Origin of the sequence: Micromonospora sp. NPDC048909, from assembly GCF_040649635.1 — a bacterium.
Taxonomy (GTDB): Bacteria; Actinomycetota; Actinomycetes; order Mycobacteriales; family Micromonosporaceae; genus Micromonospora.
Genome location: NZ_JBEZFU010000002.1, coordinates 273,917 through 300,003 on the forward strand (window position 1 = coordinate 273,917; position 26,087 = coordinate 300,003).

Here is a 26,087-nt window from a genome sequence, read left to right on the forward strand (position 1 = left end):
AGCCGTGCGCGTCGGCCGCTCCGGCCCGGCCTGGCCTCTCCCGGTCCGGCCCGTCCGCTCGGCCCGTCCGCTCGGCCGGTCCGGTTCAGCCCGACCAGGCGACGGCCCGGCGGATCTGCTCGTACTCCTTGGCCAACTCGGCGTCGATGCGCGCCGTCCGCTCCTCGGTGAGCACCACCAGCGGGTCGTGCCGGGGTCGCTCGGCGAGCATCCGGCGGCGCAACCCGGACGGCGGATGCGACGAGAAGAGCGAGGACTCCTCCCGGACCGACAGTTGGCGCAGCAGCGACAGTCGGCCGCTCGCCGCGGCCCGGGACTCGGCCACCGCGCTGCGCCATCGCTGCGGTCCGTGCCCGGCCCGCATCTCCCGACGTACGGCCAGGGCCACCGACTCGTGCCCGAGCGCGGTGTCCAGCAGGCTGGTTGCCGCGTCGGTGCCCGCGACGCGGGCCGACATCTCGTCGGCCAGGTACTCGGCGCGCTGACTGTCCCGCAGCGCCACCGCGACCAACACCAGGTGTACGCCGAAGAGCAGCCGGGACAGCGTCCACTGGAACGCCTTGCCGAGCGCCTCACCGATCATCTCGATGATGCCGCCGCCGGCGACGGTGTCCACCGGCCGGACCAGGTCGGCGGCCGAGCCGAGCATGGTGAACGCGGGTTGGGTGAGCACCATCCGGCGCGGGTCGCCGTTGCCGAAGTGGCCGAGTTCGTGCCCGAGCAACGCGACCCGTTCCGGCGGGCTCAGCGCGCCCCACCAGGGCAGCCCGAGGCAGAGCACCCGGCGCCGACGCGGCCCGACCGCCCCGGCGTACGCGTTGAGGTCGCCGTTGACGCCGATGACGTGCGGGCTCGGTGTGCCGATCGCGGCTGCCACCTCGTCGACCAGCGCGAACAGCTCGGGCGCCCGGTCGGCGGAGAGCACCTCCAGCTCCGGGTCGAGCCGGCCGAACCGGGGCCGCAGCGCGACGGCCAGTCCCAGCAGCGCGACGCCGAGCAGGATGGCGACATTGGGGAACGGGAACGCCACGATCAACCAGATCCCGGTGACCGCCAGCGCCAGCACCGCACCGATCAGCAGCACGGAGACGCCCGCGGTCACCATGGCGGCGGCGCTGCGTCCGTCCGTGCCGAGCGGACGACCGGCCAGGTGGGTGAACTGGCGTCGGGTCAACCGGTACCCGAGACGGTGGCTCCACCGGTCCACCCAGGCCCACCCGAACTCGGGCGCCCTCCGCTGCCGGTCGTACGCGTCGAGGTTCCACTCACACCCGGCGCACCAGGGCTCGGCGTCGTCCACCGAGACCGTGGCGGCGCCACAGGTCGGGCAGCGGCCGGCGGCGGACGTGGTGATGATCATGAAGCCCGATCCTGCCCAGCGCCGGCGCGCACCGGAACCGTCCGTTCAGCCGACTCGGCGGACGGGTCTCGGATTTCTTCGCTGCCCTATTTGCCGGATTTCGACCCAAGTCGGCGGCACCGGATCTACTGTGGAGAGCAGCGGCGACTTGCGGTGTTCCGGTGGCGGTCGGGTGGCTCGCGGTGCACAGTGATCCCATGAGCGACAGCGGACGTGGTGGGCACTACTACTGGTGCACCCGACACCACCGGGTCGAGACCGACGCCGACGTGTGTCCGGCGAAGCACGTCCTCGGCCCGTACGCCTCGGCTGCCGACGCGGAGAACGCACTGCAGCGGGTGCAGGAGCGTAACGAAGCGTGGGATGCCGAGGACGCCCGTTGGGCCGGGGAGGACAGGTAGACGGCGCGGGACGGCCCGTGTCGAGGTACTCAGTGCTCAGCGTGGAGACACGCGAGAGCACGTCCCCAAGGAGGGAACCGAGATGGCCGAAGCAACGAAGGCCACCACGCGCCCGGCCGCCAGACGTACCACCGCGAAGAAGACCGCCGCGGCGGAGCGGAACACGGCTGCCAGCCGGACCACCCCGGCGCGCCGGGCCGCCACCGGAACGGCCGCGAAGGCACCGGCCAAGAAGGCGGCCGGTGGGGCGGGGCGCGCTCCGGCGAAGAAGACGACCGCGGCCAAGGCCCCCGCCAAGAAGGCGGCGACCAAGGCCTCGACCACCGCCCGGAAGACCACCGCGACCGCGAAGAAGGCGCCGGCGAAGAGCTCGACCGCCGCGAAGAAGGCCGGCTCGACCGCCCGGAAGACCACCGCCGCCGCGAAGAAGACCACGACCACCGCGAAGCGCACCACCACCTCGGCGGCGAAGAAGACGACGGCGGCGGCCCGCAAGACCACCGGGGCAGCGAAGAAGACCGCAACCGCCACCGCGCGCAAGACCAGCACCGCGGCGAAGAAGGCCCCGGCGAAGAAGGCTCCGGCCAAGCGGGCACCGGCAAAGAAGGCGCCGGCCGCCAAGAAGACGACGGCCGCCACGACCCGCCCGGCCGCCACCACCCGCCCGACCGGCGCGGCCCGTACGGTCGCCGCGAAGAAGGCGTCGGCCCGCAAGACGACCACGGCTCGCCCGACCGCCGCGACCCGTACGACTGCCGCGACCCGCGCGACCGGCGCGACCGCCGCGAAGAAGGCCCCGGCCCGCAAGACCGCCGCCAAGACGACCACCAAGCGGACGACGGCGGCCACGAAGGCGACGCCGCGGACGACCGCGACCCGGGCCACCACCACGCGCGGCACCCGGACGGCCGGCCGGTAGTCGACCCGCTGGCCCGGCACGCCGCGGTCGACCGGCGGGCCCCACCAGGTGGCGGGCCACACTTCGCGCGTCGCTGAGCCGTGGCTGACCGAGGCATGGCCTTGGACGATCGGCTGGCCGAGGCATGGCCTTGGACGATCGGCTGGCCGGGCATCGCCACAGCCGATCGGTTGGCCTGAGCGTCGTGGCGGCCGCTCCGCGGGCTGCCGATGGAGGCGGATCATCGGCCGCACTGTCAGGATGGACCCGTGGTCATCCGACGCGTGCTCGCGCCCCGCATCGACTTCGCCGCGCTCCGCCGCGAGCTGGGACTGCCCGAGGAGTTCCCGGCCGCGGCGCAGCGGGAGGCGGACGCCGCCGCGGCGGCACCGCCGCGCCCGGCCGCGGACCGCACCGACGTCCCCTTCGTCACCGTCGACCCGGCCGGCTCACGTGACCTGGACCAGGCGATGCACCTCGCCCGCCGTCCCGGTGGCGGTTACCGGGTGCGGTACGCGATCGCCGACGTGGCCGCGCACGTCCAGCCCGGCGGTGCGCTGGAGGAGGAGACCTGGCGGCGGGGGCAGACCGTCTACCTGCCGGACGGAAACGTGCCGCTGCATCCGGAGACGCTCAGCGAGGGTGCGGCGAGCCTGCTGCCCGACGTCGACCGGGCGGCGGTCGTCTGGACCATCGACCTGGACGCCGACGGCGGAACCGTCACGGTCGCGCTGGAACGCGCCCTCGTCCGTAGCCGGGCCAAACTGGACTACGCCGGGGCCCAAGCCGACGCCGACGCCGGCCGGCTGCCCGAGCCGATCGCCCTGCTGCCCGAGATCGGCGCCCGGCTCACGGCCCGAGGGCTGCGCCGGGGCGCGATCAACCTGCCGCTGCCCGAGCAGGACGTTGAGGCTGACGGCGACGGCTGGCGGCTGGTGCTGCGCGGGCCGGTGCCGTTGGAAGAGCACAACGCGCAGATCTCCCTGCTGACCGGGATGGCGGCCGCCGACATCATGCTCGCCGGGCGGATCGGCCTGCTGCGTACGATGCCACCGCCGAAGCCGGACGCCGTGCAGCGGCTGCGCGCCGCCGCCGCGCCGCTGGGCGTGCGCTGGCCGGACGGCGCCGGTGCCGGCGAGGTGATCGCCGGGCTCGACCCGGCGCAGCCGCGGGCGGCGGCCTTCATCGACCAGGCGGCCGAGTTGATGCGCGGCGCCGCGTACACCGCTTTCGAGGGCGAGTTGCCCGAGCAACCGGCACACGGCGGGGTCGCCGCCGCGTACGCCCACGTCACGGCGCCGCTGCGCCGGCTGGCCGACCGGTACGCGACCGAGGTCTGCCTGGCCCTGCACGATGGCCGGCAGGTGCCGGAGTGGGCCCGCGCGGCGCTGCCCCGGCTGCCCGAGGTCATGGCCACCACCGACCGGACGGCCTCCGCGGCCACCCGCGGGGCGGTCGAACTCACCGAGGCCGTGCTGCTCGCCGACCGGGTGGGGGAGACCTTCGACGCGGCGGTGCTGGATGTCGACGCGCCGCCGAACGGCCGGTCCCGACCCCGCCCTCCGGGTGGCACCGTGGCTCTCGACGCCCCACCGGTGCGCGCCCGCTGCCTCGGCGAACTGCCGCTCGGCGAGCGGATCCGGGTCCGCCTGGTCACCGCCGACCCGGCCGCGCGGACCGTACTCTTCGAGCGGGCCTGACCGCGCCGGGACCGGCACCCGCCGAGTCGGCCCGGTGTGCCGTTGACCGCGGGGCGCGGTCGGGGCAGCGGGAAGTGTCACATCATCGGGCGCTGCTGCCGGCCCGCCGGGTTTGCGAGGATGGGCCCATGGCATACGACGCGAGCACGCTGCCCGACGTTTCCGGGCTGACCGTCGGCATCATCGGCGGCACCGGTGACCAGGGGCGGGGCCTTGCCTACCGGTTCGCCCGGGCCGGTCAGAACGTGCTGATCGGCTCCCGCTCCGCCGAGCGGGCCGCCCAGTCGGCCGAGGAGATCGCCGCGCTGCCCGGCGTGCCGGCCGGCACGAGCGTCACCGGCGCGGACAACGACGAGGTCGCCCGGCGCAGCGACGTGGTCATCATCGCCGTGCCGTGGGACGGGCACGCCGCGATCGTGGCCGCCCTCGCCGAGCCGCTCGCCGGCAAGATCGTCGTGGACTGCGTCAACCCGCTCGGCTTCGACAAGCAGGGCCCGTACGCCCTCGCGGTCCCCGAAGGCAGCGCGGTGCAGCAGGCCGCTGGTCTGCTGCCCGACTCCCGGGTGTGCGCGGCGTTCAACCACGTCAGCGCGCCGCTGCTCGCCGACCCGCAGATCGACCGGATCGACCTGGACGTGCTGATCTGCACCGAGGACCGGGAACTGGTGGGCGTGGTCGCCGCGCTCGCCGCCCAGATCCCCGGCATGCGGGGCATCTACGCCGGACGGCTGCGCAACGCCCACCAGATCGAGGCGTTCACCGCCAACCTCATCGCCATCAACAAGCGCTACAAGGCCCACGCCGGAATCCGCGTCACCGACCTGTGACGTGCCGCCGGCCGTCTTGCCTGCGCCCGGGGCGGTGCCTGCGCCGGCAGCGACTGTCTACCCGGGCCAGGGCTGGGGCGTTGGGCCGGTCACGGTGGTCGGGGTTGGGCTGGCGTTCTGCGGGGCGATCGGCCGAGGGGCCGCCGGGGGGTACCGGCCGGACGGGTGGCCTGGGGCCGGTCCCGCCGGTGGGCGGGGCGGTGGTGGCGGTTGCGGCGGGGGCGTTGGTGCGGGTCGAGCCAGGCGGGCGGGACGAACTCGGGATGCCCGTCGCCGGCGAGGCGGACCTGCCAGCCGTGGTGATGCACCTGGCGGTGGTGGTGGCGGCAGAGCAGCACCGCGTTGGTCAGGCTGGTGCGGCCGCCGTGGGACCAGTGGCGCAGGTGGTGGCCCTCGCACCAGCGGGGCGGACGATCGCAGCCAGGGAAGGCGCAGCCGCCGTCGCGCAGGATCAGCGCCCGCCGCAGCGGCCCGGAGACGAGCCGGCGTTGCCGCCCCACGTCGAGCACCTGACCGGTGCCACCGAGCACGGCGGGCAGCACGCCCGCGTCGCAGGCCAGTCGACGGACGGTCTCGGCGGGCAACGCCAGGCCGGTGTCCAGTGTGCCGGCCCCGAGTTGGCCGGCGAGCGCGTCGTAGGACGTCGTGACGACGATCTGTGCCGGCTCCCCGCCGTGCTCGGGCAGCTCGCCGGTGCGCAGGGCGAGCCGGCAGACGTCGCCCAGCGCGTCGTGTCGGCGTTGCCCGGGCGAGCGGCCATCGTCGGGACCGGAGGGCGCGGTCAGCGGCTCGATGGCGGCGCGGAGCAGTGCCGCGGTCTCGGCGTCGAGGCTGCCGGTCAGCCGTAGCCGCCCGTCGTGCAGGTCGGAGAGGGTGAGGTGGCGATCGCGGGCGGCCCGGGCGGTCTCCGCGTCGAGCGCCTTGCCCGCGGCGGCCTCGGCGATGTCGGGCGCGACGTGGTCGAGGATCCGGGAGCTCAGCCTGCGCAGCAGGGACGGGTCGAACTGATCGGCCCACTCCAGCAGGATGCCGACCGCCTGGTCGGCGGCCTGCGGGCCGGCCGTCGTGTTGACCGTGGCCATCGTCGCGGCGATCACCCGGGCCTGCTCCGCGTCGATCCGGCCCTCGGCGAGGGCCTCGCGGACCACCGGCGATCCGTCGTCGAGCGCGGCGGCTAGATCGACCAGCCGGCGGGCGGCCGGAACCGTGAGCCGCAACCGGTCACGCAGCCAGGTCGCGGTCGACGTCGCGCCCTCGGCGACCGCGACGCCGCGCCCGTCGAGCTCGCGCACCAGGGCCAGCTTGATCGCCGCCAACCGTTGCTCCAGCCGGTGCGCGGCGTCGAGCGCCTCGACGAGCTGCCGCTCAGGCATGGCCCAGGTGGCCGCGGCCACGCACGGCCGCGTCGCCACCTCCGCCCGCGCCAACTCATCGATCACCAACCCAGATTAGAACAGATGTACGACAATTTCGGAGCCGGAGCCGGAGCCGGAGCCGGAGCCGGAGCCGGAGCCGGAGCCGGAGCCGGAGCCGGGGCCGGAGCGGAGGCTCGAGGCCGCTGTTGGATTCCGGGGCGGGTGCGAATGCGGGGCCGGGCCGGAGTTGGACGTGGGGAGGGAGCTGGGCGCGACCCGGAGTCAGGTCCGAAACTGGTGTCGGCGCCGGGTGTGGGATGGAGCTGAGACCTGCCGGGATCGGCGCGGGAACCCGGGATCGAGCTGGAGCCTGGGTTCGGGGGCCCAGGTTCGAGTCCGGATCCCAGCGGGCTGCGGCCGCGCCGACGGTGCTGAAGCTGGCGCTGATCGAGTGTGGTGGCGGGTCCCGGGAACAGTGCTGCCGGGACCCGCCGTCCGTCCTCGAACCGGCGACCGAGGATCGACCGCCGGGTGGCGCTACAGCCGGGTGGCTGTACCAGCCGGTGGCCGTGCTAGAAGGTGTGTTCGGCGGTGGGGAAGTCGCCGCCGCGTACCTCGTCGGCGAAGCGGCGGGTCGCGTCGGTCAGGGCGCCGGCCAGGTCGGCGTAGCGCTTCACGAAGCGCGGTGCCTTTCCGGTGCGCAGGCCGGCCATGTCCTGCCAGACCAGGACCTGGGCGTCGGTGTCCGGGCCGGCGCCGATGCCCACGGTCGGGATGTGCAGCTCGTGGGTGATCCGCTTGGCCACCTCGCCGGGCACCATCTCCAGCACCACCGCGAAGGCGCCCGCCTCGGCCACCGCCCGCGCGTCGGCGATCACCTCGTCGGCCGCTTCGCCGCGCCCCTGCACCCGGTAGCCGCCGATGGCGTGCTCGCTCTGCGGGGTGAAGCCGATGTGCGCCATCACCGGGATGCCGGCGCCGGTGATCGCGGCGATCTGGGCCGCGCAGCGACGCCCGCCCTCCAGCTTCACCGCGTGGCAGCCGCCCTCCTTCATGAACCGGACGGCGGTACGCAGCGCCTGGGTCGGCCCCTCCTCGTAGGACCCGAACGGCAGGTCGCCGACGATCAGCGCCTGTCGGGTCGCCCGGACCACCGCGCGTACCAGCGGAAGCAGCTCCTCGGCGGTCACCGGGACGGTCGTCTCGTAGCCGAAGACGTTGTTGGCCGCCGAGTCGCCGACCAGCAGCACGGGGATACCCGCCTGGTCGAAGAGCGACGCCGTGTACTGGTCGTACGACGTGAGCATCGGCCACCGCTCACCGCGCTCCTTGGCGGCGATCAGGTCGCGGGTACGCACCCGCCGGGTGGGTGGGCCGCCGTAGAGGGCGGTCACCTCGCTCGGAGTGGATTCCATGGCTCTCTCCTTCCTCGAGGCCGCCTGCGCGGTCCCCGGGTTCCGCCCGATCGTCGCACCGGACGACCGGGCGGCGGCAGAGCGCAGTGGAGGATTTCACTCCGGATGCGGGCCCGACCTCGGCGCTGGCCACGGCCCACCCGGCCGAGGAAGTGGGCCCGGTCAGCCGTCCTCGCGCCAGCGGTTGGTGATCGGCAGCCGCCGGTCCCGGCCGAACGCCTTCATCGAGATCTTCGTGCCCGGAGCGGACTGCCGGCGCTTGTACTCGGCGGTATCCACCATCCGCAGCACCTTGTCGACCACCGCGGGGTCGTGCCCCGCCTCGACCAACCCGTCCCGGCCCAGGTCGCCGTCGACGTAGCCGATCAGGATCGGGTCGAGCACGTCGTAGTCGGGGAGCGTGTCGCTGTCGAGCTGCCCCGGGCTCAGCTCGGCGCTCGGCGGCTTGCCGATCGAGCTCTCCGGGATCGGCGCGGTCTCGCCGCGCCGGGCGGCGTCAGCGTTGCGCCACTTGGCCAGCCGCCAGATCAACGTCTTCCAGACGTCCTTGACCGGGTTGAACCCGCCCACCGAGTCGCCGTACAGCGTCGAGTAGCCGACCGCCAGCTCGCTCTTGTTGCCGGTGGTCAGCACCAGGTGGCCTTCCTGGTTGGACAGCGCCATCAGGATCACGCCGCGTACCCGGGCCTGGAGGTTCTCCACCGCCAGCCCGGAGAGCGACATGTTGGCCAGGAAGGTGTCCACCATCGGCTGGATCGGCTCGATGCGGAAGTCCAGGCCGGTCCGCTTGGCCAGGTCGGCCGCGTCCTCCCGGGAGTGCTCGGAGGAGTGCTGGCTGGGCAGCGACACCCCGACCACCCGGTCGGGCCCGAGCGCGTCCACGGCCAGCGCGGCCACCACGGCCGAGTCGATGCCCCCGGAGAGGCCGAGCACCACCGACGGAAAGTGGTTCTTGTTGACGTAGTCGCGCAGGCCCAGCACCAGCGCCTGCCACACCTCGGCCTCGTCGGCGACGGGCTCGATCAGCCCGCCGACCGCCGTCGGGCCGGCCGGCGTCGGCAGGCTCTCGCCCACCGTCGCCCGGACCACCCGCATTCGATCGGCGATCTGGGTGCCGTCGGCAACCGGCTCCCCGGCCGCGGGCAGCTCCACGTCGTGTACGAGCAGGTGCTCGACGAACTGCGGGGCGCGGGTGAGCAACTCCCCGTCGGCCGCGACGATCATCGAGTCGCCCTCGAAGACCAGCTCGTCCTGACCGCCGATCATGTTGACGTACGCGATGGCGGCGCCCGCCTCGGCGGCGCGGCGCCGGACCAGCGGCAGCCGGATGTCGTCCTTGTTCAGCTCGTACGGCGAGCCGTTGATGTTGACGACCAGGCCGACCCCGGCCTGCCGGGCGGCGGCGAACGGGCCGCCGGCCTGCCACAGGTCCTCGCAGATGGTCAGTGCGACGTCCACCCCACCGATCCGCACCACGGTGAGCATGTCGCCGGGCAGGAAGTAGCGGTCCTCGTCGAAGACGCCGTAGTTGGGCAGGTGGTGCTTGAAGTAGGTGGCGGCCACCGTGCCGGAATGCAGCACGGCGGCGGCGTTGCGTGCCCCGCGGCCCGGCTCGGCGTCCGAGCTGACCTGCGGCGGGCCGTCCGCGTCCAGGTATCCGACCACCACCGGCAGGTCACCCAGCCCGTCGGCCGCGAGGTCCGCGGCGAGCCGGTCCAGCGCCGCCCGGGACGCCCCCACGAAGGACCGGCGGAAGACCAGGTCCTCCACCGGGTACCCGGTCAGCATCATCTCGGGGAAGGCGACCAGTTGGGCGCCGGCGTCGGCGGCCCGGCGGGTCCAGCTGCGGACCAGTTGCGCGTTGCGGGCGAGGTCGCCGACGGTCGGGTTGACCTGTGACAGGGCGATACGCAGGGTGGGCATGTCCTCATCTTGCCCCAGCCCGCCGGGGGCGACACGGTCGGCGGCCGGAGACGCCGGCCACCCCGCAGGTCACCGCCGGGCCCGGGGCGGCGGGACACCGCAGGACGGGTCCGGGTGGGTCGCGTAACGTCGGCGTAACCAGGCACGTGAAGACTGGTTCGTCAGGCCGCACCGGCCCCGCCGGAGGCGGACAAGAGTGTCGCGAGGGGTGGAAGTGGACCGTCAGCAGGAGTTCGTCCTCCGTACGCTGGAAGAGCGGGACATCCGGTTCGTCCGGCTGTGGTTCACCGACGTGCTCGGCACGCTGAAGAGCGTCTCGGTGGCGCCCGCCGAGCTGGAGGCGGCCTTCGAGGAGGGCATCGGCTTCGACGGCTCGGCCATCGAGGGCTTCGCCCGGGTCTTCGAGTCCGACATGGTCGCCATGCCCGACCCGACCACCTTCCAGGTCTTCCCGTTCGAGGGCGGGGTCAGCGGCGAGAGCGCCCGGATGTTCTGCGACATCCTGCTCCCCGACGGCGGGCCGTCCTGGGCGGACCCCCGGCACGTGCTGCGCCGGATGCTCTCCAAGGCGGCCGACAAGGGCTTCACCTTCTACACCCACCCGGAGATCGAGTTCTTCCTGCTCGAGAACGGCCCGCAGGACGGGTCGCTGCCCACCCCGGTCGACACCGGCGGCTACTTCGAGCACACCACCCACGCGGTGGCCCGGGACTTCCGCCGGCAGGCGGTGCTGGCGCTGGAGCGGATCGGCATCTCGGTGGAGTTCAGCCACCACGAGGTGGCGCCCGGGCAGCAGGAGATCGACCTGCGCTACGCCGACGCGCTGACCACCGCCGACAACATCATGACCTTCCGGCACGTGGTCAAGGAGGTGGCGCTCTCCACCGGGGTGCAGGCCACCTTCATGCCGAAGCCCTTCACCGACCAGCCCGGCAGTGGCATGCACACCCACCTGTCGCTCTTCGAGGGGGAGCGCAACGCCTTCCACGACGGCGGCGACCCGATGAAGCTCTCCAAGGTGGCGCGGGCGTTCATCGCCGGTCTGCTGGTGCACGCCCGGGAGTACACCGCGGTCACCAACCAGTGGGTCAACTCGTACAAGCGGCTCTTCCCGCTGGCGCTGCCGGACCGGATCACCGAGAGCCCGGCGTACGTCTGCTGGGGGCACCTCAACCGGTCCGCGCTGGTCCGGGTGCCGGCGTACGGCAAGCCGAACTCGGCCCGGGTCGAGGTCCGTTCGCCGGACTCGGCGGCCAACCCCTACCTGGCCTTCGCGGTGCTGCTCGGCGCCGGCCTCAAGGGCATCGAGGAGGGCTACGAGCTGCCGCCGGGGGCCGAGGACGACGTCTGGTCGCTGACCAGCGCCGAGCGGCGGGCGATGGGGTACGAGGCGCTGCCGGAGAACCTGTCCGAGGCGATCGACGTGATGGCCAACTCGGAGCTGGTCGCCGAGGTGCTGGGCGAGCACGTCTTCGACTTCTTCCTGCGCAACAAGCGGGCCGAGTGGGAGCAGTACCGCCGCGAGGTCACCCCGTACGAGCGGCAGCGCTACCTGTCCCTGTAGCGCCGTCCCCACCGCCGGCGGCGTACGGGGCTGCCGGTGGTGGCGCGCTGCCGCTATCGTCTCGATCACCAACGCCGCCGGCACCCCCGCCGGCCGTATGAGGTCGGGAGGCAGTCGGTGCTGGAGGATCTGTTCAGCGGGGCCTGGCAGAGCGTGGTGTTCGGGGTCGTCGGGGTCGGCCTGCTGGCGGCCGGTTTCCTGCTGGTGGACCTGCTGACCCCCGGCCGGCTGCGCGACCTGATCTGGGTGCAGCGCAACAGCAACGCGGGGCTGCTGCTCGCCGCCAACCAGCTCGGCATCGCCGGCATCGTGTTCACCGCGATCCTGACCAGCTACAGCGACTTCGGCAAGGGACTCGCCTCCACGGTGGTCTTCGGGCTGGTCGGGCTCGGCATCATGGCGCTGGCCTTCTTCGTGCTGGACCTGCTCACCCCGGGCCGGCTGGGCGAGATCATCTGCTCCGACGAGCCGCACCCGGCAGCCCGGGTCAGCGCCGCGACCCACTTCGGCGCCGCGCTGATCGTCTGCGCCTGCATCGCCTGAGCCGGCCGGCGTCGCCTGAGCCGGGCCGGCGTCGCGTGGGCTGGCCGGTTGCGTCGTACCGGGGACGTAGGTTCCGGGAGTGAACCGCACCGACCGTCTCTACGCCCTGGTCGAGGAGCTGCGCGCGGTGTCGCCGCGCCCACGCAGCGCCCGCTGGCTGGCCGCCCGCTTCGAGGTGAGCAGCCGCACCATCGAGCGCGACATCGGTGCGCTCCAGGAATCCGGCGTGCCGATCTGGGCCGAGCCGGGCCGTACCGGCGGCTACGTGCTCGACCGCGTCCGCACCCTGCCGCCCGTCAACCTCACCGCCGGCGAGGCGGTGGCGATGGCGGTGGCCCTGCACCGGCTGCGGGGCACCCCGTTCGCCGCGGCCGCCGGCGCCGCGCTACGCAAGCTGGTCGCCGTGATGTCGCCCGCCGACGTCGCCGACGCGCACCGGCTCGCCAGCCGGGTGCACCTGATCGGCGACGGGCCGGTGGCGCCCGTCCCGGCCACCGTCGCCGACGCGGTGCTCGCCGGGCGGGTGCTGCGCATCAGGTACGCCGACCGCGACGGCGCCGACTCGCTGCGCGACGTGGAGCCGTTGGGCTATCTCGGCAACCCCCGACACTGGTATCTGCTGGCCTGGTGCCGGCTGCGCGGTGGCGTCCGCGCCTTTCGCACCGACCGGATCCGCGCGGTGACCTCGCTGACCGAGCGGGTGACCGAGCGCGAGCTGGACGCCGACTGCCTGGACATCCCGCAGGAACGCGTCCGCCAGCTCAGCCTGGTCTGACCGACGCCACCGGCGGGCCGGTCCGCACAGATCGGCTCGGAAACACCGACAGGGGGTTGTCGCGGACGGCCGCGAGGGTGGTTCCTGACGGCGCCGGCCGACCGGCCGGCGCGCGGAACGGGAGGCCAGACATGACCATCATCAACGCCGTCACCTGGTTCGAGATCGGCACCGAGCAGCCTGACGAGGCCCAGCGGTTCTACGGCGACCTGTTCGGTTGGAGCTTCACCGAGGAGGGCGCCGGCGGTGCGTCGTACCGGACGACCGAGGGTGGCGCCGGGGAGGGCATCGGCGGGGCGATCCGTGGCACCGGTGGGGTCGGGCCGAACTACGCGATCTTCTACGTGCAGGTCGCCGACGTCGCGCAGACCTGCCGGCGGGCCGAGGCGGCCGGCGGCAAGGTGCTGGTGCCGGTGAAGACGAACGACAACGGGCTCACTCTCGCCCACCTGCTCGACCCGGCCGGCAACCACGTCGGCGTGTTCGCGCCGCCGCCGGCCGCCTGACGGGCCCTCGATCGAGCGGCAGCAGGGGCGGGCGCGCCGGGCCCGAACCGGCGGGAAGGGCCGCCCGCACCCGACGGGCGCGGAACCGGCCCGCACCGGCGGGAGCCCGGCCGGGCTCCCGCCGGCCGGGCCCGCGAGCGCAGCGTCGGCGCGGTGCCTGCCGGCCCCGGGCGGGCACCGTGGGGGCGGTGCCTGCCGGCCCCCGGCGCGCAGCGTGGGGGCGGTGCCTGCCGGCTCCCGGCCGCTCCGTGGGGCGGTGCCCGCCGGCCCCGCTGCGGTCACTTGCCGGGCGTACCCGCGGGTCCGCCGTGGCCGCCGTGGCCGCCGCGCATGCCGGGGCCCGGGAAGACGCCGGCCTCCGCCGCCTTGGTGATCGCGTCGGCCTGCTCCTGGGTGAGCTTGCCGTCCTTGACCGCCTGGTCGAGCCGCTCCTTGAGCCGCGCCTGCTGGTCCTCGGTGGACGGGCGCTCCGGCCGGTCGGCCTTCTGCTGCTCGCGCACCTTCTCCAGGGCCGCGGTCACCTTGTCGGTGGAGACCCCGAGCTCCTTGGCCAGCGCCTCGGCGAACTCGGCCTGCCGGTCGGCCCGCTGCTGCTGGCGGTCCCCGTTCTCGGTGGCGCTGGCGCTCGGCGTCGAGCCGTCGCCGTCGGCGGCGAAGGCCATGGTCGGCGCCGCGATCCCCACGCCGAGTACGCCGGCCGTGGCCAGCCCGGCCAGCAGGTGCTTCTTCCTGATCGTGCGGTTCATGCTCTCCTCCTCGGTTGGTGATGCAATGACCTCACCGACAGTGACCAGCCCGGCTGGGCGAGACCCGTGGCGAGGCTGTCAGCCAGCTGGAAATCCGGCTCCGGGACCGGACAATCCGGTTGCATCGGCGCTCCGAGGTGGGCAGAGTCGCCCTCGTTCAGCGCCGGCCGCGCCATCTGGTGGCCGGTCGACCGACCACGGAGAGGCAGATCTCGTGACCGACCCCACGATCCGGGAGATCCCGCTGACCGACCCGGGCTCCGGCCCGTACGCCGTCACCACCGGCCCGGACGGCGCCCTGTGGCTGACGCTGGTCCATGCCGGCGGCATCGCCCGGCTCGGTCCGGAGGGCGCCGTGCGGACCTGGTCGTTGGGGGCGCCGGAGAGCCGGCCTCTGATCATCACGCCCGGCCCGGACGGCGCGCTCTGGTTCACCCGCTCCGGCGACGACCGGATCGGCCGGATCACCACCGACGGCGAACTGAGCGCGGTGGCCCTGCCGAGCGGCACCGCGCCGTGCGGCATCGCGACCGGCCCGGACGGCGCGCTCTGGTATGCCGCGATGGGCGCGGACGCCGTCGGCCGGGTCGACACCGACGGGACGGTGACCACGTTCGCGCTGCCGGTGACCGGGGCGTACGCCTCGATGATCGCCGTCGGGCCGGACGCGACGCTCTGGTGCACGCTCAACCAGGCGAACGCGATCGCGCGGGTCGGCCTGGACGGGTCGGTCACCGTGCACCCGCTGCCCACCGAGGGCGCCGCCCCGGTCGGCATCACCGCGGGCGTCGACGGTGCCCTGTGGTTCGTGGAGATCGCCGCCGGCCAGCTGGGCCGGATCAGCCCGGACGGCCGGGTGGAGGAGTTTCCGTTGCCGGACCGGAGTGCCCGCCCGCACGCGATCGTGGCCGACCCGGCCGGCGGGGCGTGGTACACCGAGTGGGGCGCCAACCGGATCGGTCACGTCGACTCCGCCGGCCGGATCGAGACCTACGACCTCCCGACGCCGAACTCGGAGCCGCACGGCCTCACCCTGGCCCCCGACAACACCGTCTGGGTCGCCCTGGAGACCGGCCACCTCGCCCAGCTCACCCCGTAACGTCGGTGATCAAGAGGTTCGCGTCAGGATCCGCGCCGTCGATGACGCGAAGCTCTTGATCAACCCGCCCGCCCGGGGAGGGGGAAAGGGGGGTCAGCGGACGGCTGGGGTGGTGGTGAGGGTGGCGGTTTCGGTGTCGAGGGTGGCTTCGGTGCCGACGGGGACGGTGAGCTGGCCGACACCGTGGCCGATCGGAAGGCCGCCGAGGATCGGGACGCCGAGGTCGCCGAGCCGCTCGCCGAGCACGTCGGCGATGCCGACCTCCCAGCCGTCCGCGCAGTTGGTGAACTGCCCGACGGCCACCCCGGCCAGGCCGTCCAGCGCGCCGGCCCGGCGCAGCTGCGTGAGCATCCGGTCCACCTTGTACGGCGGCTCCTGCACGTCCTCGATCAGCAGCACCGCCGCGCTCAGGTCCGGCATGTCCGGGGTGCCGAGCGAGGCGGCGAGCAGGCAGAGGTTGCCGCCGAGCAGCGGGCCGGTGGCGCGGCCCGGTACGCGGACCGCGAAGGTCTCCTCCTCGGCGACCGCGGCCACGGTCACCGGTTCGGTGGTCATCAGCGCGGCGTGCAGCGACTCGGCCGAGCGCAGCGGGGTGCGCTCGTCCAGCCAGGCCGCGCCGGGCCCGTGCACGCCGGCCAGCCGGGCCCCGCGCCAGAGCGCGAACTGCAGCGCGGTGATGTCGGAGAAGCCGGCCACCACCTTCGGGTCGCGCCGGACGGCGGCCATGTCGACGGCGTCCACCACCCGCTGCGCCCCGTAACCGCCCCGGGTGCAGATCACCCCGCGTACCTCCGGATCGGCGAACGCGGCGTTCAGGTCCGCCGCCCGCAGCTCGTCGGTGCCGGCCAGGTAGCCGTGCCGGGCGTACACGTGCGGGGCCAGCACCGGGCGCAGCCCCCACCCGGTGAGCAGCTCGACGCCGCGGGCCACCCGCTCCGGTCGGGTCGGCCCGGACGGCGACACCAGCATCACCGTGTCGCCGGGGCGCAGCACCGGCGGTCGGACGACGGCGGGCTGCTCGGGTGGGCGGTGATGAGGCACAGCGGCTGAGCCTAGTCGGGGCCGGCGGGCCACCCGCGACGTACCGCTGGGGAGCGAGGCAGCAAACCACTGGGCGGGCCATCGGCGAACCGGTGGCAGCACGCCGGTGGAGCCGTTCGGTGCCCGGGCGACCCACCGGCTAGCCTCGACGGCGTGGCAACCGCGCTGGTGATCGAGAACGACCCGACCGACGACCTGCGCCGGCTGGGTGAGTGGCTGGCCGAGGCCGGCCTCGAGCTGTGGGTGGTGCGTCCGCACGCCGGGGACGAGCTCCCCGCCGACCTGGAGGGCTACGCGGCGCTGGTGGTGCTCGGCGGCGAGCAGCAGGCGTACCCGCGGGCGGACGGCTCACCCGACGCGCCCTGGTTCCCGGCCGTCGAGGGGCTGCTGCGCAAGGCGGTCCGGCACCGGGTGCCCACCCTCGCCGTCTGCCTCGGCGCGCAGCTGCTCGCCACCGCTCACGCCGGTCAGGTCGAGCGCAGTCCGTCCGGGCCGGAGGTCGGGCCCGCGGTGGTGGGCCGGCGCGACGCCGCCGAGACCGATCCGCTCTTCCGCTACGTGCCGCTGATCCCGGACGTGCTCCAGTGGCACTCCGACGAGATCACCGAGCTGCCGCACGGCGCCACCCTGCTGGCCGCCTCCACCCGCTATCCGCACCAGGCGTTCCGCCTCGGCGACCGGGCCTGGGGTCTGCAGTTCCACATCGAGTGCGACACCGAGATGATCGCCGACTGGGCCACCGACTCCACCCTCCTGGCCGAGCTGGGCTACGACCCCGAGGCGGTGGTGGCCGCCTGCGCCGCGGTGATGGTCGACGTCGAGGAGGTGTGGCAGCCGTTCGCCGCCCGGTTCGCCGCGCTGGCCCTCGGCGAGCTGGACGACGGCGCGGCCCGCCGCAGCCTGCCGCTGCTCGGGCACTGATGAGCCGGCCGACCAGCGCACCCGGGCGGCTCGCCCGGTACGGCTTCGGCACCAGCCAGGGCGACGGCGGCGCCCGCGCCGCCGACCTGCTCGGCCCGGACGGGCTGGACCTGTGGCGGCTCGACGCGCAGGAACCGGTGGACGAGCCGGCGGCGGAGCTGCTCGCCGCGCTCTCCCGGGCGGCGGACCCGGACCTGGCGCTGCGCCAGCTGCACCGCATCGTCGAGGCCGAACGCCGCGCCCGCGCCGGGGCCGGTTCGGAGCTGCTGGACGCGCTGCACGCCGATCCGGGGCTGCGCCGACGCGTGGTCGCCGTGCTCGGCGCCTCGTCGGCGCTCGGCGACCACCTGGTGGCCAATCCGGACCAGTGGACCGTCCTGCGGACCGGGCCGGACGGGTGCGCCCCGGTCGCCGACGGGCGGCTGGAGCCGGCCGGCGACGGCAACCCGGTCGCCGCGCTGCGCCAGGCGTACCGGTTGGCGCTGCTGCGCATCGCGGCGGCCGACCTGACCGGCGGCCGGGCGCTGGAGCAGACCATGGCCGCGCTCTCCGCGCTGGCCGACGCCACCCTGGCCGCCGCGTGCGAGCTCGCCGTGGGGGAGCTGCCGGAGGGTACGCCCCGGCCCCGGCTGGCCGTGGTGGCGATGGGCAAGTGCGGCGGTGACGAGCTGAACTACGTCTCCGACGTCGACGTGATCTTCGTCGCCGCCGAGGACGACGACCTGACCGCGGCCACCACGGTCGCCACCCGGTTGATCCACATCTGCGGGCTGGTCGCCTGGCCGGTGGACGCCGCGCTGCGCCCGGAGGGCAACCGCGGGCCGCTGGTGCGTACCCTCGCCAGCCATCTCGCCTACTACCGCCGCTGGGCCCGGACCTGGGAGTTCCAGGCGCTGCTCAAGGCCCGTCCGGCGGCCGGCGACCTGGCGCTGGCCCAGGAGTGGATCGACCAGCTCGCCCCGCTGGTCTGGCGGGCCGCCGAGCGCCCGGAGGCGGTCGAGGACGTCCGGGCCATGCGCCGGAGGATCATCGACATCATTCCGCCGAAGGAGCTGGACCGCGAGATCAAGCGCGGCCCGGGCGGGCTGCGCGACATCGAGTTCGCCGTCCAGCTGCTGCAACTGGTGCACGGGCGCGTCGACGAGTCGCTGCGCGTGCCGGGCACCATCCCGGCGCTGGGCGCGCTGGTCGCCGGCGGCTACGTGGGGCGGGCCGACGGTGAGGCGCTGCTGCGCGGCTACCGGTTCCTGCGTACCGTCGAGCACCGCCTGCAGTTGCAGGGCCTGCGGCGGACGCACACCGTGCCGGCCGAGCCGGCCGGGCTGCGCTGGCTGGCCGCCGCGCTCGGCTACGCGGCCACGCCGGGGCGCAGCGCCGTCGAGGAGTTCCGCGCCGAGTGGGTCACCCACGCGAGCGAGGTACGCCGCCTGCACGCGAAGCTGCTCTACCGGCCGCTGCTGGAGTCGGTGGCCCGGGTGCCGGCGGACGGGCTGCGGCTCACCCCGGAGGCCGCCCGGCGCCGGCTGGAGATCCTCGGTTTCGGCGACCCGGCCGGGGCGCTGCGTCACCTCCAGGCGCTCACCGGCGGGGTGAGCCGTACCGCCGCGATCCAGCGCACCCTGCTGCCGGTGCTGCTCAGCGAGTTCGCCGACGCCCCGGAGCCGGACCGCGGCCTGCTCAGCTACCGCCAGGTCTCCGACAAGCTCGGCAGCACCCCCTGGTATCTGCGGCTGCTGCGGGACGAGGGTCCGGTGGCCCGCCGGCTGGCCCGGGTGCTCTCCTCCTCCCGGTACGCCGCCGACCTGCTGGCCCGTGAGCCGGAGGCGCTGCGCCTGCTGGCCGAGGAGAACGAGCTGGCGCCCCGCCCCCGGGAAGTGCTCCACGAGGGCTTCGCGGCGGCGGCGGCCCGGCACACCGACCCGGTCGAGGCGACCCGGGCCATCCGTGCCCTGCGCCGCCGGGAACTGGTCCGGATCGCGTGCGCCGACCTGCTCTGCCGGGCCGGCTCGCTGGCGCCGACCCCGACCCGCCCCGACGGCGCCGGCCGACGGACCTCCGGCCTGGCCGACGTCACCGCGGTGGGTACCGCGCTGGCCGACGTCACCGACGCCACCCTGGCCGCCGCCCTGCGGACCTCCCGGGGCACGCAGCCGACGGTGCCCGGGCTGCGGTTCGCGGTGATCGGGATGGGTCGGCTCGGCGGCTACGAGTCGAACTACCTCTCCGACGCCGACGTGCTCTTCGTCTACGACGCCCCGGCGGGAGCGGACGAGCGCGCGGCCAGCGCCGCCGCGCACGGCGTGGCCGAGGAGCTGCGCCGGCTGCTCGGTGTGCCGGCGCCCGACCCGCCGCTCGGCGTCGACGCCGACCTGCGCCCGGAGGGCCGGCAGGGACCGCTGGCGCGCAGCCTCGCCGCGTACGCCCAGTACTACGCGCGCTGGTCGCGGGTGTGGGAGGCGCAGGCGCTGCTGCGGGCCCGCTTCGTCTGCGGCGACGCCGACCTGGGCGCTGAGTTCGAGGCTATGGTCGACCCGGTCCGCCACCCCGTGGACGGGTTGACCCGCGAGCAGATCGTGGAGATCCGCCGGATCAAGGCGCGGGTGGAGAACGAGCGGCTGCCCCGCGGCGCCGACCCGGCCACCCACACCAAGCTGGGCCGGGGCGGGCTCGCCGACGTCGAGTGGGCGGTGCAGCTGCTCCAGCTCCGGCACGCCGGCGCGGTGCCGGCGCTGCGGGGCACGCGTACCCTCGACGCGCTCGCGGCGGCCCGGGACGCCGACCTGCTCGACCCGGCGGACGCCGACGCGATGGCGGCCGGTTGGTCGCTGGCCGCGCAGGTCCGCAACGCGCTGATGCTGGTCCGCGGCCGGGCCGGTGACCAGCTGCCCCGGCACGGGGTGGAGCTGGCCGGCGTGGTACGACTGCTCGGTGCCGACGACCCGGGCGAGTTCCTCGACGAGTACCTGCGGACCGCTCGCCGATCCCGGGCGGCGATGGAACGGGTCTTCGACGCCTGACAGCCGCCGCACCCTGCTCGGCACCCTCGTCGCGTCGGTGCTGCTGGCCGGTGCGTTCCTGCTCGCGCCGCCGATGGGCACCGACCTGTCGGCGCAGGTGGCGCGCGCCCGATTCGCCGAGGAGAACGGTCTCGCCCCGGTCGACTTCTCCTGGTACGGCGGGGCCACCCAGTTCGGCTACAGCCTCTACACCCAGCTGCTCGGCGCGGCGCTCGGCGTACGGGTGGTCGGTGCGATCGCGGCGGTCGTCGGCGCGGTGGCGCTGGCCTGGCTGCTGCTGCGCGGCGGCGCCCGCCGGCCGCTGCTCGGCGGGTTGCTGGGCGCCGTGGTGCTGGTGGGGAACCTGGTCAGCGGGCGGATCACCTTCGCCGTCGGCCTGACCCTGGGGCTGCTCGCGCTCTGCGCCGTCAGCGCCGCCCGCCCGCCGCGGTGGGCTCGCCTGGTGCTGGCCGGGGCGCTGGCGGTGCTCGCCACCTGGGGCAGCCCGGTGGCCGGCCTCTTCACCGGCCTGGCCGGGGGAGCGATGCTGCTCACCGACGCCTGGCGACAGGGGTGGCGGTCGCGTCCCCGGCCGAGGGCGGAGAGCCTGGTGCTCTGCCTGGCCCCGGTGCTGGCGATCGCGCCGATGGCGCTGCTCTTCGGCAACGGAGGTCGGCAGCCGTTCACCGCCGAGTCCATGCGGATCAACGTCGCGCTCGCCGTGGTGGTGCTCGCGCTGGTGCCGGTCCGGGTGCTGCGGGTCGGCGCGGGGCTCACCGCGCTGCTCCTCGTGGCCGCCTACTACCTGCCCAGCCCGATCGGCTCGAACGCGCTGCGCCTGCCGATGCTCTTCGCGCTGCCGATCGTCGCGGCGTTCGTCACGCTCGGCACCCGGTGGCTGGCCGCCCTGCTCGCCGTACTGGTGTGGTGGCAGTCGCCGGTGATGACCAGCGACCTGGCCCGGGCGGGGTCCGCGCCGGTGCACGCCGCGTTCTACCAGCCGCTGCTCGACGAGCTGGACCGCCGGGCGCCGGTCGGTCGGGTCGAGGTGGTGCCGCTGCGGGACCACTGGGAGAGCGCGTACGTGGCGGCGGCGGTGCCGCTGGCCCGCGGCTGGGAGCGGCAGGTCGACGTGGAGCGCAACCCGCTCTTCTACGGCTCGGGGCCGAGCGCCGAGGACTACCGGGACTGGCTGCGCCGCAATGCGGTCAGCTTCGTGGCCGTGGCGCCGGAGACCCCGCCCGACCGGTACGCGCAGGGCGAGGCGGCGCTCGTGCTGGCCGGGCAGCCCTACCTGCGGGAGGTCGCCCAGCCCCAGGGCTGGCGGCTCTATCAGGTGCTCGACCCGGCGCCGCTGGTCTCCCCGCCGGCCCGGCTGGTCGAGTCGGCCGGCGCGGGCGTCCGGTTCACCGTCGACGCGCCGGGCGACGTGCTGATCCGGGTGCGCTGGACCCGCTGGCTGTCCCTGCGGGGCGCGCCGGGCTGCCTAGACCCGGGGCCCGACGGCTGGGCCACCGTGCGGGCCACCGCCGCCGGCAGTTACACCGTCACCAGCAGCCTGTTCCCGACCGGGCGCTGCCGCTCGAACTGAAGCCGCTCCGGCTCGTCGCCGGTGCCCACCTCCGGAACGCGACCGCCGTACTGGCAGCATGTCCGGCGTGCCTCACCACCTCGCGCGCTGGACCGGCCTGGCGGGAGCGGCGCTGCTCGCCGTGGCCGCCGTCCTCGGCGGAGCGCTGCCCGACGGAAACCTGCGCCCCACCCCGGTCAGCATCTGGCAGGGCCCGAACGGCCCGCTGATCCTCTCCTGCTGGCTGGTCGGCACCGGCCTGCTGGCGTACGCCTGGTGGTCGCTGCGGGAGGCGGAGCTCTCCGCCCGGTGGGTCCTGGTCACCGTCGCGCTCTGGCTGCTGCCGCTGCTGTTCACGCCGCCGCTGGGCAGCCGGGACGTCTACGCGTACGCCTGCCAGGGCGCCAGCTACGCGGGTGGGATCAACCCGTACGAGCAGGGCGTCTCCGCGTTGCCGTGCCCCTGGCTGGACAGCATGTCGTTCATCTGGCGGGACACCCCGGCCCCGTACGGCCCGCTCTTCGTGGTGCTCTCCGGCGCGGTGGTGTCGGCGACCGGCTCGCTGATCGGCAGCATCGCGCTCTTCCGGCTGGTCGCGGTGGTCGGGGTGGCGCTGACCGCGGCGAGCCTGCCGGTGCTCGCCCGGCGCTGCGGCGTACCCGCCGGCCGGGCGCTCTGGCTGGCGCTGGCCTCCCCGCTGGTGGCGGTGCACCTCGTTTCCGGGGCGCACAACGACGCGCTGATGGTCGGGCTGCTGGTGGCCGGCCTGGCCGTGGTGGCGGCCCGGCCGGGCCGTACCGGCCCGCTGCTCGCCGGGGGTGTGCTGCTCGGCCTGGCCGCCGCGATCAAGGTGACCGCGCTGGTCGTGGTGCCGTTCGCCGCGCTGGCCGCGATCGTCGGCGGCTACTCGATCCGGGCGCTGCTGCGCTACGGCGGCTGGGTGGTCGGCGGCGCCCTCGGCGTGATCGTGGTGGTGACCTTCGCCGCCGGGCTCGACTTCGGCTGGATCAGCGGGCTGGAACAGGGCGGGCTGGTGGTCGCCTGGACCTCACCGTCGACCGCGGTCGGGCAGACCGTCGGCTACCTGGCGTTGCCGTTCGGTTGGCACGGCGACCCGCTGCCGGTGACCCGGGGCATCGGCATGGCGGTGCTCGCCGTGCTGCTGGTCTGGCTCTGGTGGCGGGCGCGCACCCGGGATCCGCTGCGGTACGCCGGCTTGGCCCTGGCCGCCACGGTCGCGCTGGCCCCGCTCTTCCACCCCTGGTACTGGACCTGGCCGCTGACGGTGCTCGCGGCGACCACGCTGCGCACCCGGTGGGTCGCGTTGGTCGCGCTGATCTCGTCGTTCCTGGTCCTCGCGGACGGCACCGGCCTGCCCCGATACACCAAGACAGTCGGTGCCCCGCTGATGACGCTGTTGGTGATCGTGCTGGTGGTCCGCTTGGTACGGTCGGCTCGGGCGGCCCGCCGGCCGGTCGCCGTCGACGCGGGCACGGACTGAGGAGGTCGTCGCCGGTGACCGGACCCGGCGCACGGCCCACCCCGGCCGCCCGACCCGACCCGCCCGTGGCGGCCGACGGTGCCCGGGCCCGGCTGGCGCGCTACGCAGGTCTGGCCGGCGCGGTGCTGCTCGCGGTCGCCGGCTACCTGGGCGGCGCGCTGCCCGCCGCACCGCTCGGGACCACCCCGGTCAGCATCTGGCAGGGGCGGCACGGGCCGCTGATCCTCGGGGCGTGGCTGCTCGGCACCGGGCTGCTGGTCGGCGCCTGGTGGTCGCTGCGCCGGGACGCGCCGTCGACCGGCTGGGCCTACCGCACCGCGGGGCTCTGGGCGCTGCCGCTGCTGATCACCGCGCCGCTGGGCAGCCGGGACGTCTACTCGTACGCCTGCCAGGGCTGGGCGTACGCGCACGGCGTCGACCCGTACGCGACCGGGGTGGCCGAGGCGGGCTGTCCGTGGCTGGACACGGTGCCCTCGATCTGGCAGGACACCCCGGCCCCGTACGGTCCGCTCTTCGTGCTGCTCGCCGCGCTGGCGGTACTGCTCGGCGGCGATCTGAGCGGCACCGTCGTGCTGCTACGGCTGGTCGCCGTGGGCGGGGTGCTGCTGGCCGCGCTCTGCCTGCCCGGGCTGGCCCGGGCCGCCGGCGTACCGACCCGACGGGCGGCCTGGCTGCTGCTGGCCTGCCCGCTGGTCGGCGTCCACCTGGTGGCCGGCGCGCACAACGACGCGGTGATGCTCGGGCTGCTCATGCTCGGCCTGCTGGTGCTGGTCCGCTTTCCGGGCCGGCCCCGGGGGCTGGTGGTCGCCGGGGTGCTGCTCGGGCTGGCCGTCGCGGTGAAGGCGAGCGCGGTGGTGGTCCTCCCGTTCGCCGCGCTGGCGGCGGTGCTCGGCCGCTACACCGTACGGGCGCTGCTGCGCGACGGCGGGTGGCTCGCCGGCGGGGTGCTCGCCGGGCTGGTGGCCACCTCGCTCGTCTCCGGCCTCGGCCTGGGCTGGGTCGGTGGGCTGACCCACAGCGGGGACTCCGAGCAGTGGACCTCACCGCCGACCGCGGTCGGTTTCGTCGTCGACTACGCCGGGGCGCTGCTCGGCCGGAAACCCGACGCGGTCCCGGTGGCCCGGGTGGTGGCGCTGCTGCTGCTCGTGGCGGTGCTGGCGGTGCTCTGGTGGCGGGCCTGGGTGACGCTGCGCCGACTCAACGACGCCCGACAGCGGGTGGCCCGGCTGGCGGCGGCCCGCCCACGGGTGACCCTGCTCGGCGCCGGGCTGGCCCTGGCCGCCACGGTCGTGCTGTCCCCGGTCTTCCACCCCTGGTACGCCACCTGGCCGCTGGCGCTGCTCGCTGTCGCGGCGACCCGGACCACCTGGTTCGTGCTGCCCTGCGCGGTCGCGTCGTGCCTCACCCTGCCGGACGGCACCAACCTGGCCCGCTTCACCAAGGCCCCCGGCGCGATCGCGATGACCGCCCTGCTCCTCACCCTCCTGACCCTGACCGTCACCCGCCATCTACGCGCAGCCCGCACGCCCACCCCCGAAGCCCCGTCCGGTTGATCATGAGCTTTGCGGCGGAATCCGAGATCGACACCGCCGCGAACCTCATGATCAACGTGCGGTCGACGGGGGGCGGGTTGGGCGGCGGCGGAGGGCGAGCGCCAGCGCCAGCAGCGCGGGGCCGACCACCCCGATCATGACGGCCGTCGCGGCGAGCTCGGACCAGACCGCGACGGTCATGCCAACCCCGTTCAGCGCTCCGGCCAGCGGCTGCAGCGCGAGCAGGCCGATGGGGGTGAGCAGGATCAGCGCCGCCCAGACGCCGCGGTGGTCGGCGCGCAGGGCGAGCCCGGCGGCGAGCAGCAGCGCCACCGCGAGCAGCGCGACGGCGGCACCCGGCAGCACCGGCACCGCCGTCCAGACGTAGTAGCTCCCGGCGAAGGTCTCCGGGGGCAGCAGGTGCAGGTTGGTCCCCGCGAGGGCGACGACGCCGACGGCGATCAGTGGCACCGCCCGCAGCGGCGCCGGCAGCGCGTCCGGTAGGCCGAGCGCGACCAGGCCCAACGCGACCTGCGGCAGCAGGACGAACAGTGGCGGGCGTGGTAGGCCGACGAGCGGGGCGGCGGGGACGAGGGTGAGGGTGACGAGCAGGGCGACCGCGACGGCGCGCCGGGCCCACCGGCCGGGGGTCAGGGCGTGCACCGCCGCGGCGAGCAGCCAGGCGATCCACGCTCCGATGCCGAGCGAGACGAACGGCCCGGCGGCCGGCACTCCGACGTCGGCCGGGGCGGGGCGTAGCTCCAGCAGCGTCCAGGCCGCGGCGAGCGAGGTGGCGGTGAGGAACGCGAGCAGCGCCGCGAGGTGTACCCCGGGGGCGAGGTCGGTGGCGCCGGTGGCGCGCAGGCGCTGGCGGAGGCCGCCGCGCAGGAGGTCCGCGGCGTCGGCGGGCGAGGGCCAACGCCGGCCCGGTGCGGCCAGGTCGAGGTACGTCCCGACGATCTCCGCGCCCCGGGCACGGCGGTAGTCGGCCGGGTAGGCGCGCAGCAGGCGAAGGTAGCGCCGCTCCAGGTCGCTCATGCCAGCCCTCCGGCGGTGCGCGGCGCGGCGGGGCGGGCGGCGCGGGAGCGTTCGCGCAGCCGGGCGGTGGCCGCCTCGACGTTGCGGCGCAGCCGTTCGGTCTCGGCGGTGAGCGTGGCGTCGCCGGCGGGGGAGAGGCGGTAGTAGCGGCGCAGTCGGCCGTCGACCACCTCCTCCCGGTCGACGTCCACCAGGCCGGCGTCGACCAGCCGGTCGAGCGCGCCGTAGAGGGTGCCCGGGCGCAGTGCTACGCGCCCGTCGGAGAGGGTGGCGACCTCCCGGATCAGGCCGTAGCCGTGCATCGGCGCGGCGGCGAGCGCGGTGAGGATCAGAAAGGTGGGTTCGCGCAGCGGTGTGTCCACCGGACCAATATATC

22 protein-coding genes are annotated in these 26,087 nt (G+C 75.0%); 14 read left to right on the plus strand and 8 right to left on the minus strand.

Annotated features, from left to right (window positions below):
- Positions 1–85 precede the first annotated feature (85 nt).
- Positions 86–1,360, minus strand: a complete 1,275-nt coding sequence (locus tag AB0C04_RS07495; protein WP_357049822.1) for a M48 family metallopeptidase — start codon at positions 1,358–1,360, stop codon at positions 86–88.
- 197 nt (positions 1,361–1,557) lie between these two features.
- Here AB0C04_RS07495 and AB0C04_RS07500 point away from each other — a divergent pair, with 197 nt between their 5' ends.
- The 4 genes from AB0C04_RS07500 to npdG all read left to right on the plus strand — a co-directional run bounded on the left by AB0C04_RS07500 (position 1,558) and on the right by npdG (position 5,186).
- Positions 1,558–1,761 (plus strand): hypothetical protein, encoded by a 204-nt coding sequence (locus tag AB0C04_RS07500; protein ID WP_357049825.1) that lies wholly within the window; start codon positions 1,558–1,560, stop codon positions 1,759–1,761.
- 82 nt (positions 1,762–1,843) lie between these two features.
- Positions 1,844–2,680, plus strand: coding sequence for a histone (locus AB0C04_RS07505; RefSeq protein WP_357049828.1), 837 nt, complete (start codon positions 1,844–1,846; stop codon positions 2,678–2,680).
- A gap of 248 nt (positions 2,681–2,928) precedes the next feature.
- The gene (locus tag AB0C04_RS07510) at positions 2,929–4,359 is read left to right on the plus strand and encodes an RNB domain-containing ribonuclease (RefSeq protein ID WP_357049831.1); all 1,431 of its coding nucleotides are present in this window, start codon (positions 2,929–2,931) and stop codon (positions 4,357–4,359) included.
- A 128-nt stretch (positions 4,360–4,487) separates the two neighbouring features.
- Positions 4,488–5,186: an NADPH-dependent F420 reductase gene (gene npdG / locus AB0C04_RS07515; protein WP_357049834.1), complete on the plus strand. Its 699-nt coding sequence runs from the start codon at positions 4,488–4,490 to the stop codon at positions 5,184–5,186.
- Positions 5,187–5,275: 89 nt separating this feature from the next.
- On the opposite strand, the gene AB0C04_RS07520 is transcribed toward npdG, so the two are convergent.
- The 3 genes from AB0C04_RS07520 to AB0C04_RS07530 form a co-directional block, all read right to left on the minus strand.
- Positions 5,276–6,625, minus strand: coding sequence for a DUF222 domain-containing protein (locus AB0C04_RS07520; RefSeq protein ID WP_357049837.1), 1,350 nt, complete (start codon positions 6,623–6,625; stop codon positions 5,276–5,278).
- A gap of 488 nt (positions 6,626–7,113) precedes the next feature.
- Positions 7,114–7,956 (minus strand): 3-methyl-2-oxobutanoate hydroxymethyltransferase, encoded by an 843-nt coding sequence (gene panB, locus AB0C04_RS07525; protein WP_357049840.1) that lies wholly within the window; start codon positions 7,954–7,956, stop codon positions 7,114–7,116.
- 162 nt (positions 7,957–8,118) lie between these two features.
- Positions 8,119–9,879, minus strand: coding sequence for an NAD+ synthase (locus tag AB0C04_RS07530; protein ID WP_357049844.1), 1,761 nt, complete (start codon positions 9,877–9,879; stop codon positions 8,119–8,121).
- 214 nt (positions 9,880–10,093) lie between these two features.
- On the opposite strand from AB0C04_RS07530, the gene glnA reads away from it, so the two are divergent.
- The 4 genes from glnA to AB0C04_RS07550 all read left to right on the plus strand — a co-directional run bounded on the left by glnA (position 10,094) and on the right by AB0C04_RS07550 (position 13,267).
- Complete coding sequence (gene glnA, locus AB0C04_RS07535; protein WP_357049847.1) at positions 10,094–11,443, plus strand: type I glutamate--ammonia ligase; 1,350 nt, start codon at positions 10,094–10,096, stop codon at positions 11,441–11,443.
- 117 nt (positions 11,444–11,560) lie between these two features.
- Positions 11,561–11,986, plus strand: coding sequence for a DUF350 domain-containing protein (locus AB0C04_RS07540; protein WP_357049850.1), 426 nt, complete (start codon positions 11,561–11,563; stop codon positions 11,984–11,986).
- Positions 11,987–12,065: 79 nt separating this feature from the next.
- On the plus strand, positions 12,066–12,761 hold the full coding sequence (locus tag AB0C04_RS07545; protein WP_357049853.1) for a WYL domain-containing protein: 696 nt from the start codon (positions 12,066–12,068) through the stop codon (positions 12,759–12,761).
- A gap of 131 nt (positions 12,762–12,892) precedes the next feature.
- Positions 12,893–13,267: a VOC family protein gene (locus tag AB0C04_RS07550; protein ID WP_357049856.1), complete on the plus strand. Its 375-nt coding sequence runs from the start codon at positions 12,893–12,895 to the stop codon at positions 13,265–13,267.
- A gap of 278 nt (positions 13,268–13,545) precedes the next feature.
- Here AB0C04_RS07550 and AB0C04_RS07555 read toward each other — a convergent pair whose 3' ends face one another.
- On the minus strand, positions 13,546–14,013 hold the full coding sequence (locus tag AB0C04_RS07555; protein WP_357049859.1) for a hypothetical protein: 468 nt from the start codon (positions 14,011–14,013) through the stop codon (positions 13,546–13,548).
- A gap of 214 nt (positions 14,014–14,227) precedes the next feature.
- Here AB0C04_RS07555 and AB0C04_RS07560 point away from each other — a divergent pair, with 214 nt between their 5' ends.
- The gene (locus AB0C04_RS07560; RefSeq protein ID WP_357049862.1) at positions 14,228–15,112 is read left to right on the plus strand and encodes a virginiamycin B lyase; all 885 of its coding nucleotides are present in this window, start codon (positions 14,228–14,230) and stop codon (positions 15,110–15,112) included.
- Between the two features lie 93 nt (positions 15,113–15,205).
- On the opposite strand, the gene AB0C04_RS07565 is transcribed toward AB0C04_RS07560, so the two are convergent.
- Positions 15,206–16,081: an LD-carboxypeptidase gene (locus AB0C04_RS07565; RefSeq protein ID WP_357050756.1), complete on the minus strand. Its 876-nt coding sequence runs from the start codon at positions 16,079–16,081 to the stop codon at positions 15,206–15,208.
- A 225-nt stretch (positions 16,082–16,306) separates the two neighbouring features.
- Here AB0C04_RS07565 and AB0C04_RS07570 point away from each other — a divergent pair, with 225 nt between their 5' ends.
- The 5 genes from AB0C04_RS07570 (at position 16,307) to mptB (AB0C04_RS07590) (ending at position 24,694) form a co-directional block, all read left to right on the plus strand.
- Positions 16,307–17,074, plus strand: coding sequence for a type 1 glutamine amidotransferase (locus tag AB0C04_RS07570; protein ID WP_357049865.1), 768 nt, complete (start codon positions 16,307–16,309; stop codon positions 17,072–17,074).
- A complete protein-coding gene (locus tag AB0C04_RS07575) occupies positions 17,074–20,091 on the plus strand; it encodes a bifunctional [glutamine synthetase] adenylyltransferase/[glutamine synthetase]-adenylyl-L-tyrosine phosphorylase (RefSeq protein ID WP_357049868.1) in 3,018 nt (1,005 codons plus the stop codon). Before AB0C04_RS07570 ends, AB0C04_RS07575 begins: the two co-directional genes overlap by 1 nt.
- 37 nt (positions 20,092–20,128) lie before the next feature.
- The gene (locus tag AB0C04_RS07580) at positions 20,129–21,661 is read left to right on the plus strand and encodes a hypothetical protein (protein WP_357049871.1); all 1,533 of its coding nucleotides are present in this window, start codon (positions 20,129–20,131) and stop codon (positions 21,659–21,661) included.
- 67 nt (positions 21,662–21,728) lie between these two features.
- A complete protein-coding gene (mptB, locus tag AB0C04_RS07585; protein WP_357049873.1) occupies positions 21,729–23,141 on the plus strand; it encodes a polyprenol phosphomannose-dependent alpha 1,6 mannosyltransferase MptB in 1,413 nt (470 codons plus the stop codon).
- A gap of 65 nt (positions 23,142–23,206) precedes the next feature.
- Complete coding sequence (gene mptB / locus AB0C04_RS07590; protein WP_357050759.1) at positions 23,207–24,694, plus strand: polyprenol phosphomannose-dependent alpha 1,6 mannosyltransferase MptB; 1,488 nt, start codon at positions 23,207–23,209, stop codon at positions 24,692–24,694.
- A gap of 51 nt (positions 24,695–24,745) precedes the next feature.
- Here mptB (AB0C04_RS07590) and AB0C04_RS07595 read toward each other — a convergent pair whose 3' ends face one another.
- Together AB0C04_RS07595 and AB0C04_RS07600 are read right to left on the minus strand one after the other, a co-directional pair.
- Positions 24,746–25,711 carry a hypothetical protein gene (locus AB0C04_RS07595; RefSeq protein WP_357049876.1) on the minus strand — a complete coding sequence of 322 codons (966 nt, stop codon included), beginning with the start codon at positions 25,709–25,711 and terminating at the stop codon, positions 24,746–24,748.
- A complete protein-coding gene (locus tag AB0C04_RS07600; protein WP_357049879.1) occupies positions 25,708–26,073 on the minus strand; it encodes a helix-turn-helix transcriptional regulator in 366 nt (121 codons plus the stop codon). The genes AB0C04_RS07595 and AB0C04_RS07600 overlap by 4 nt, the downstream gene beginning before the upstream one ends.
- Positions 26,074–26,087: the final 14 nt, after the last annotated feature.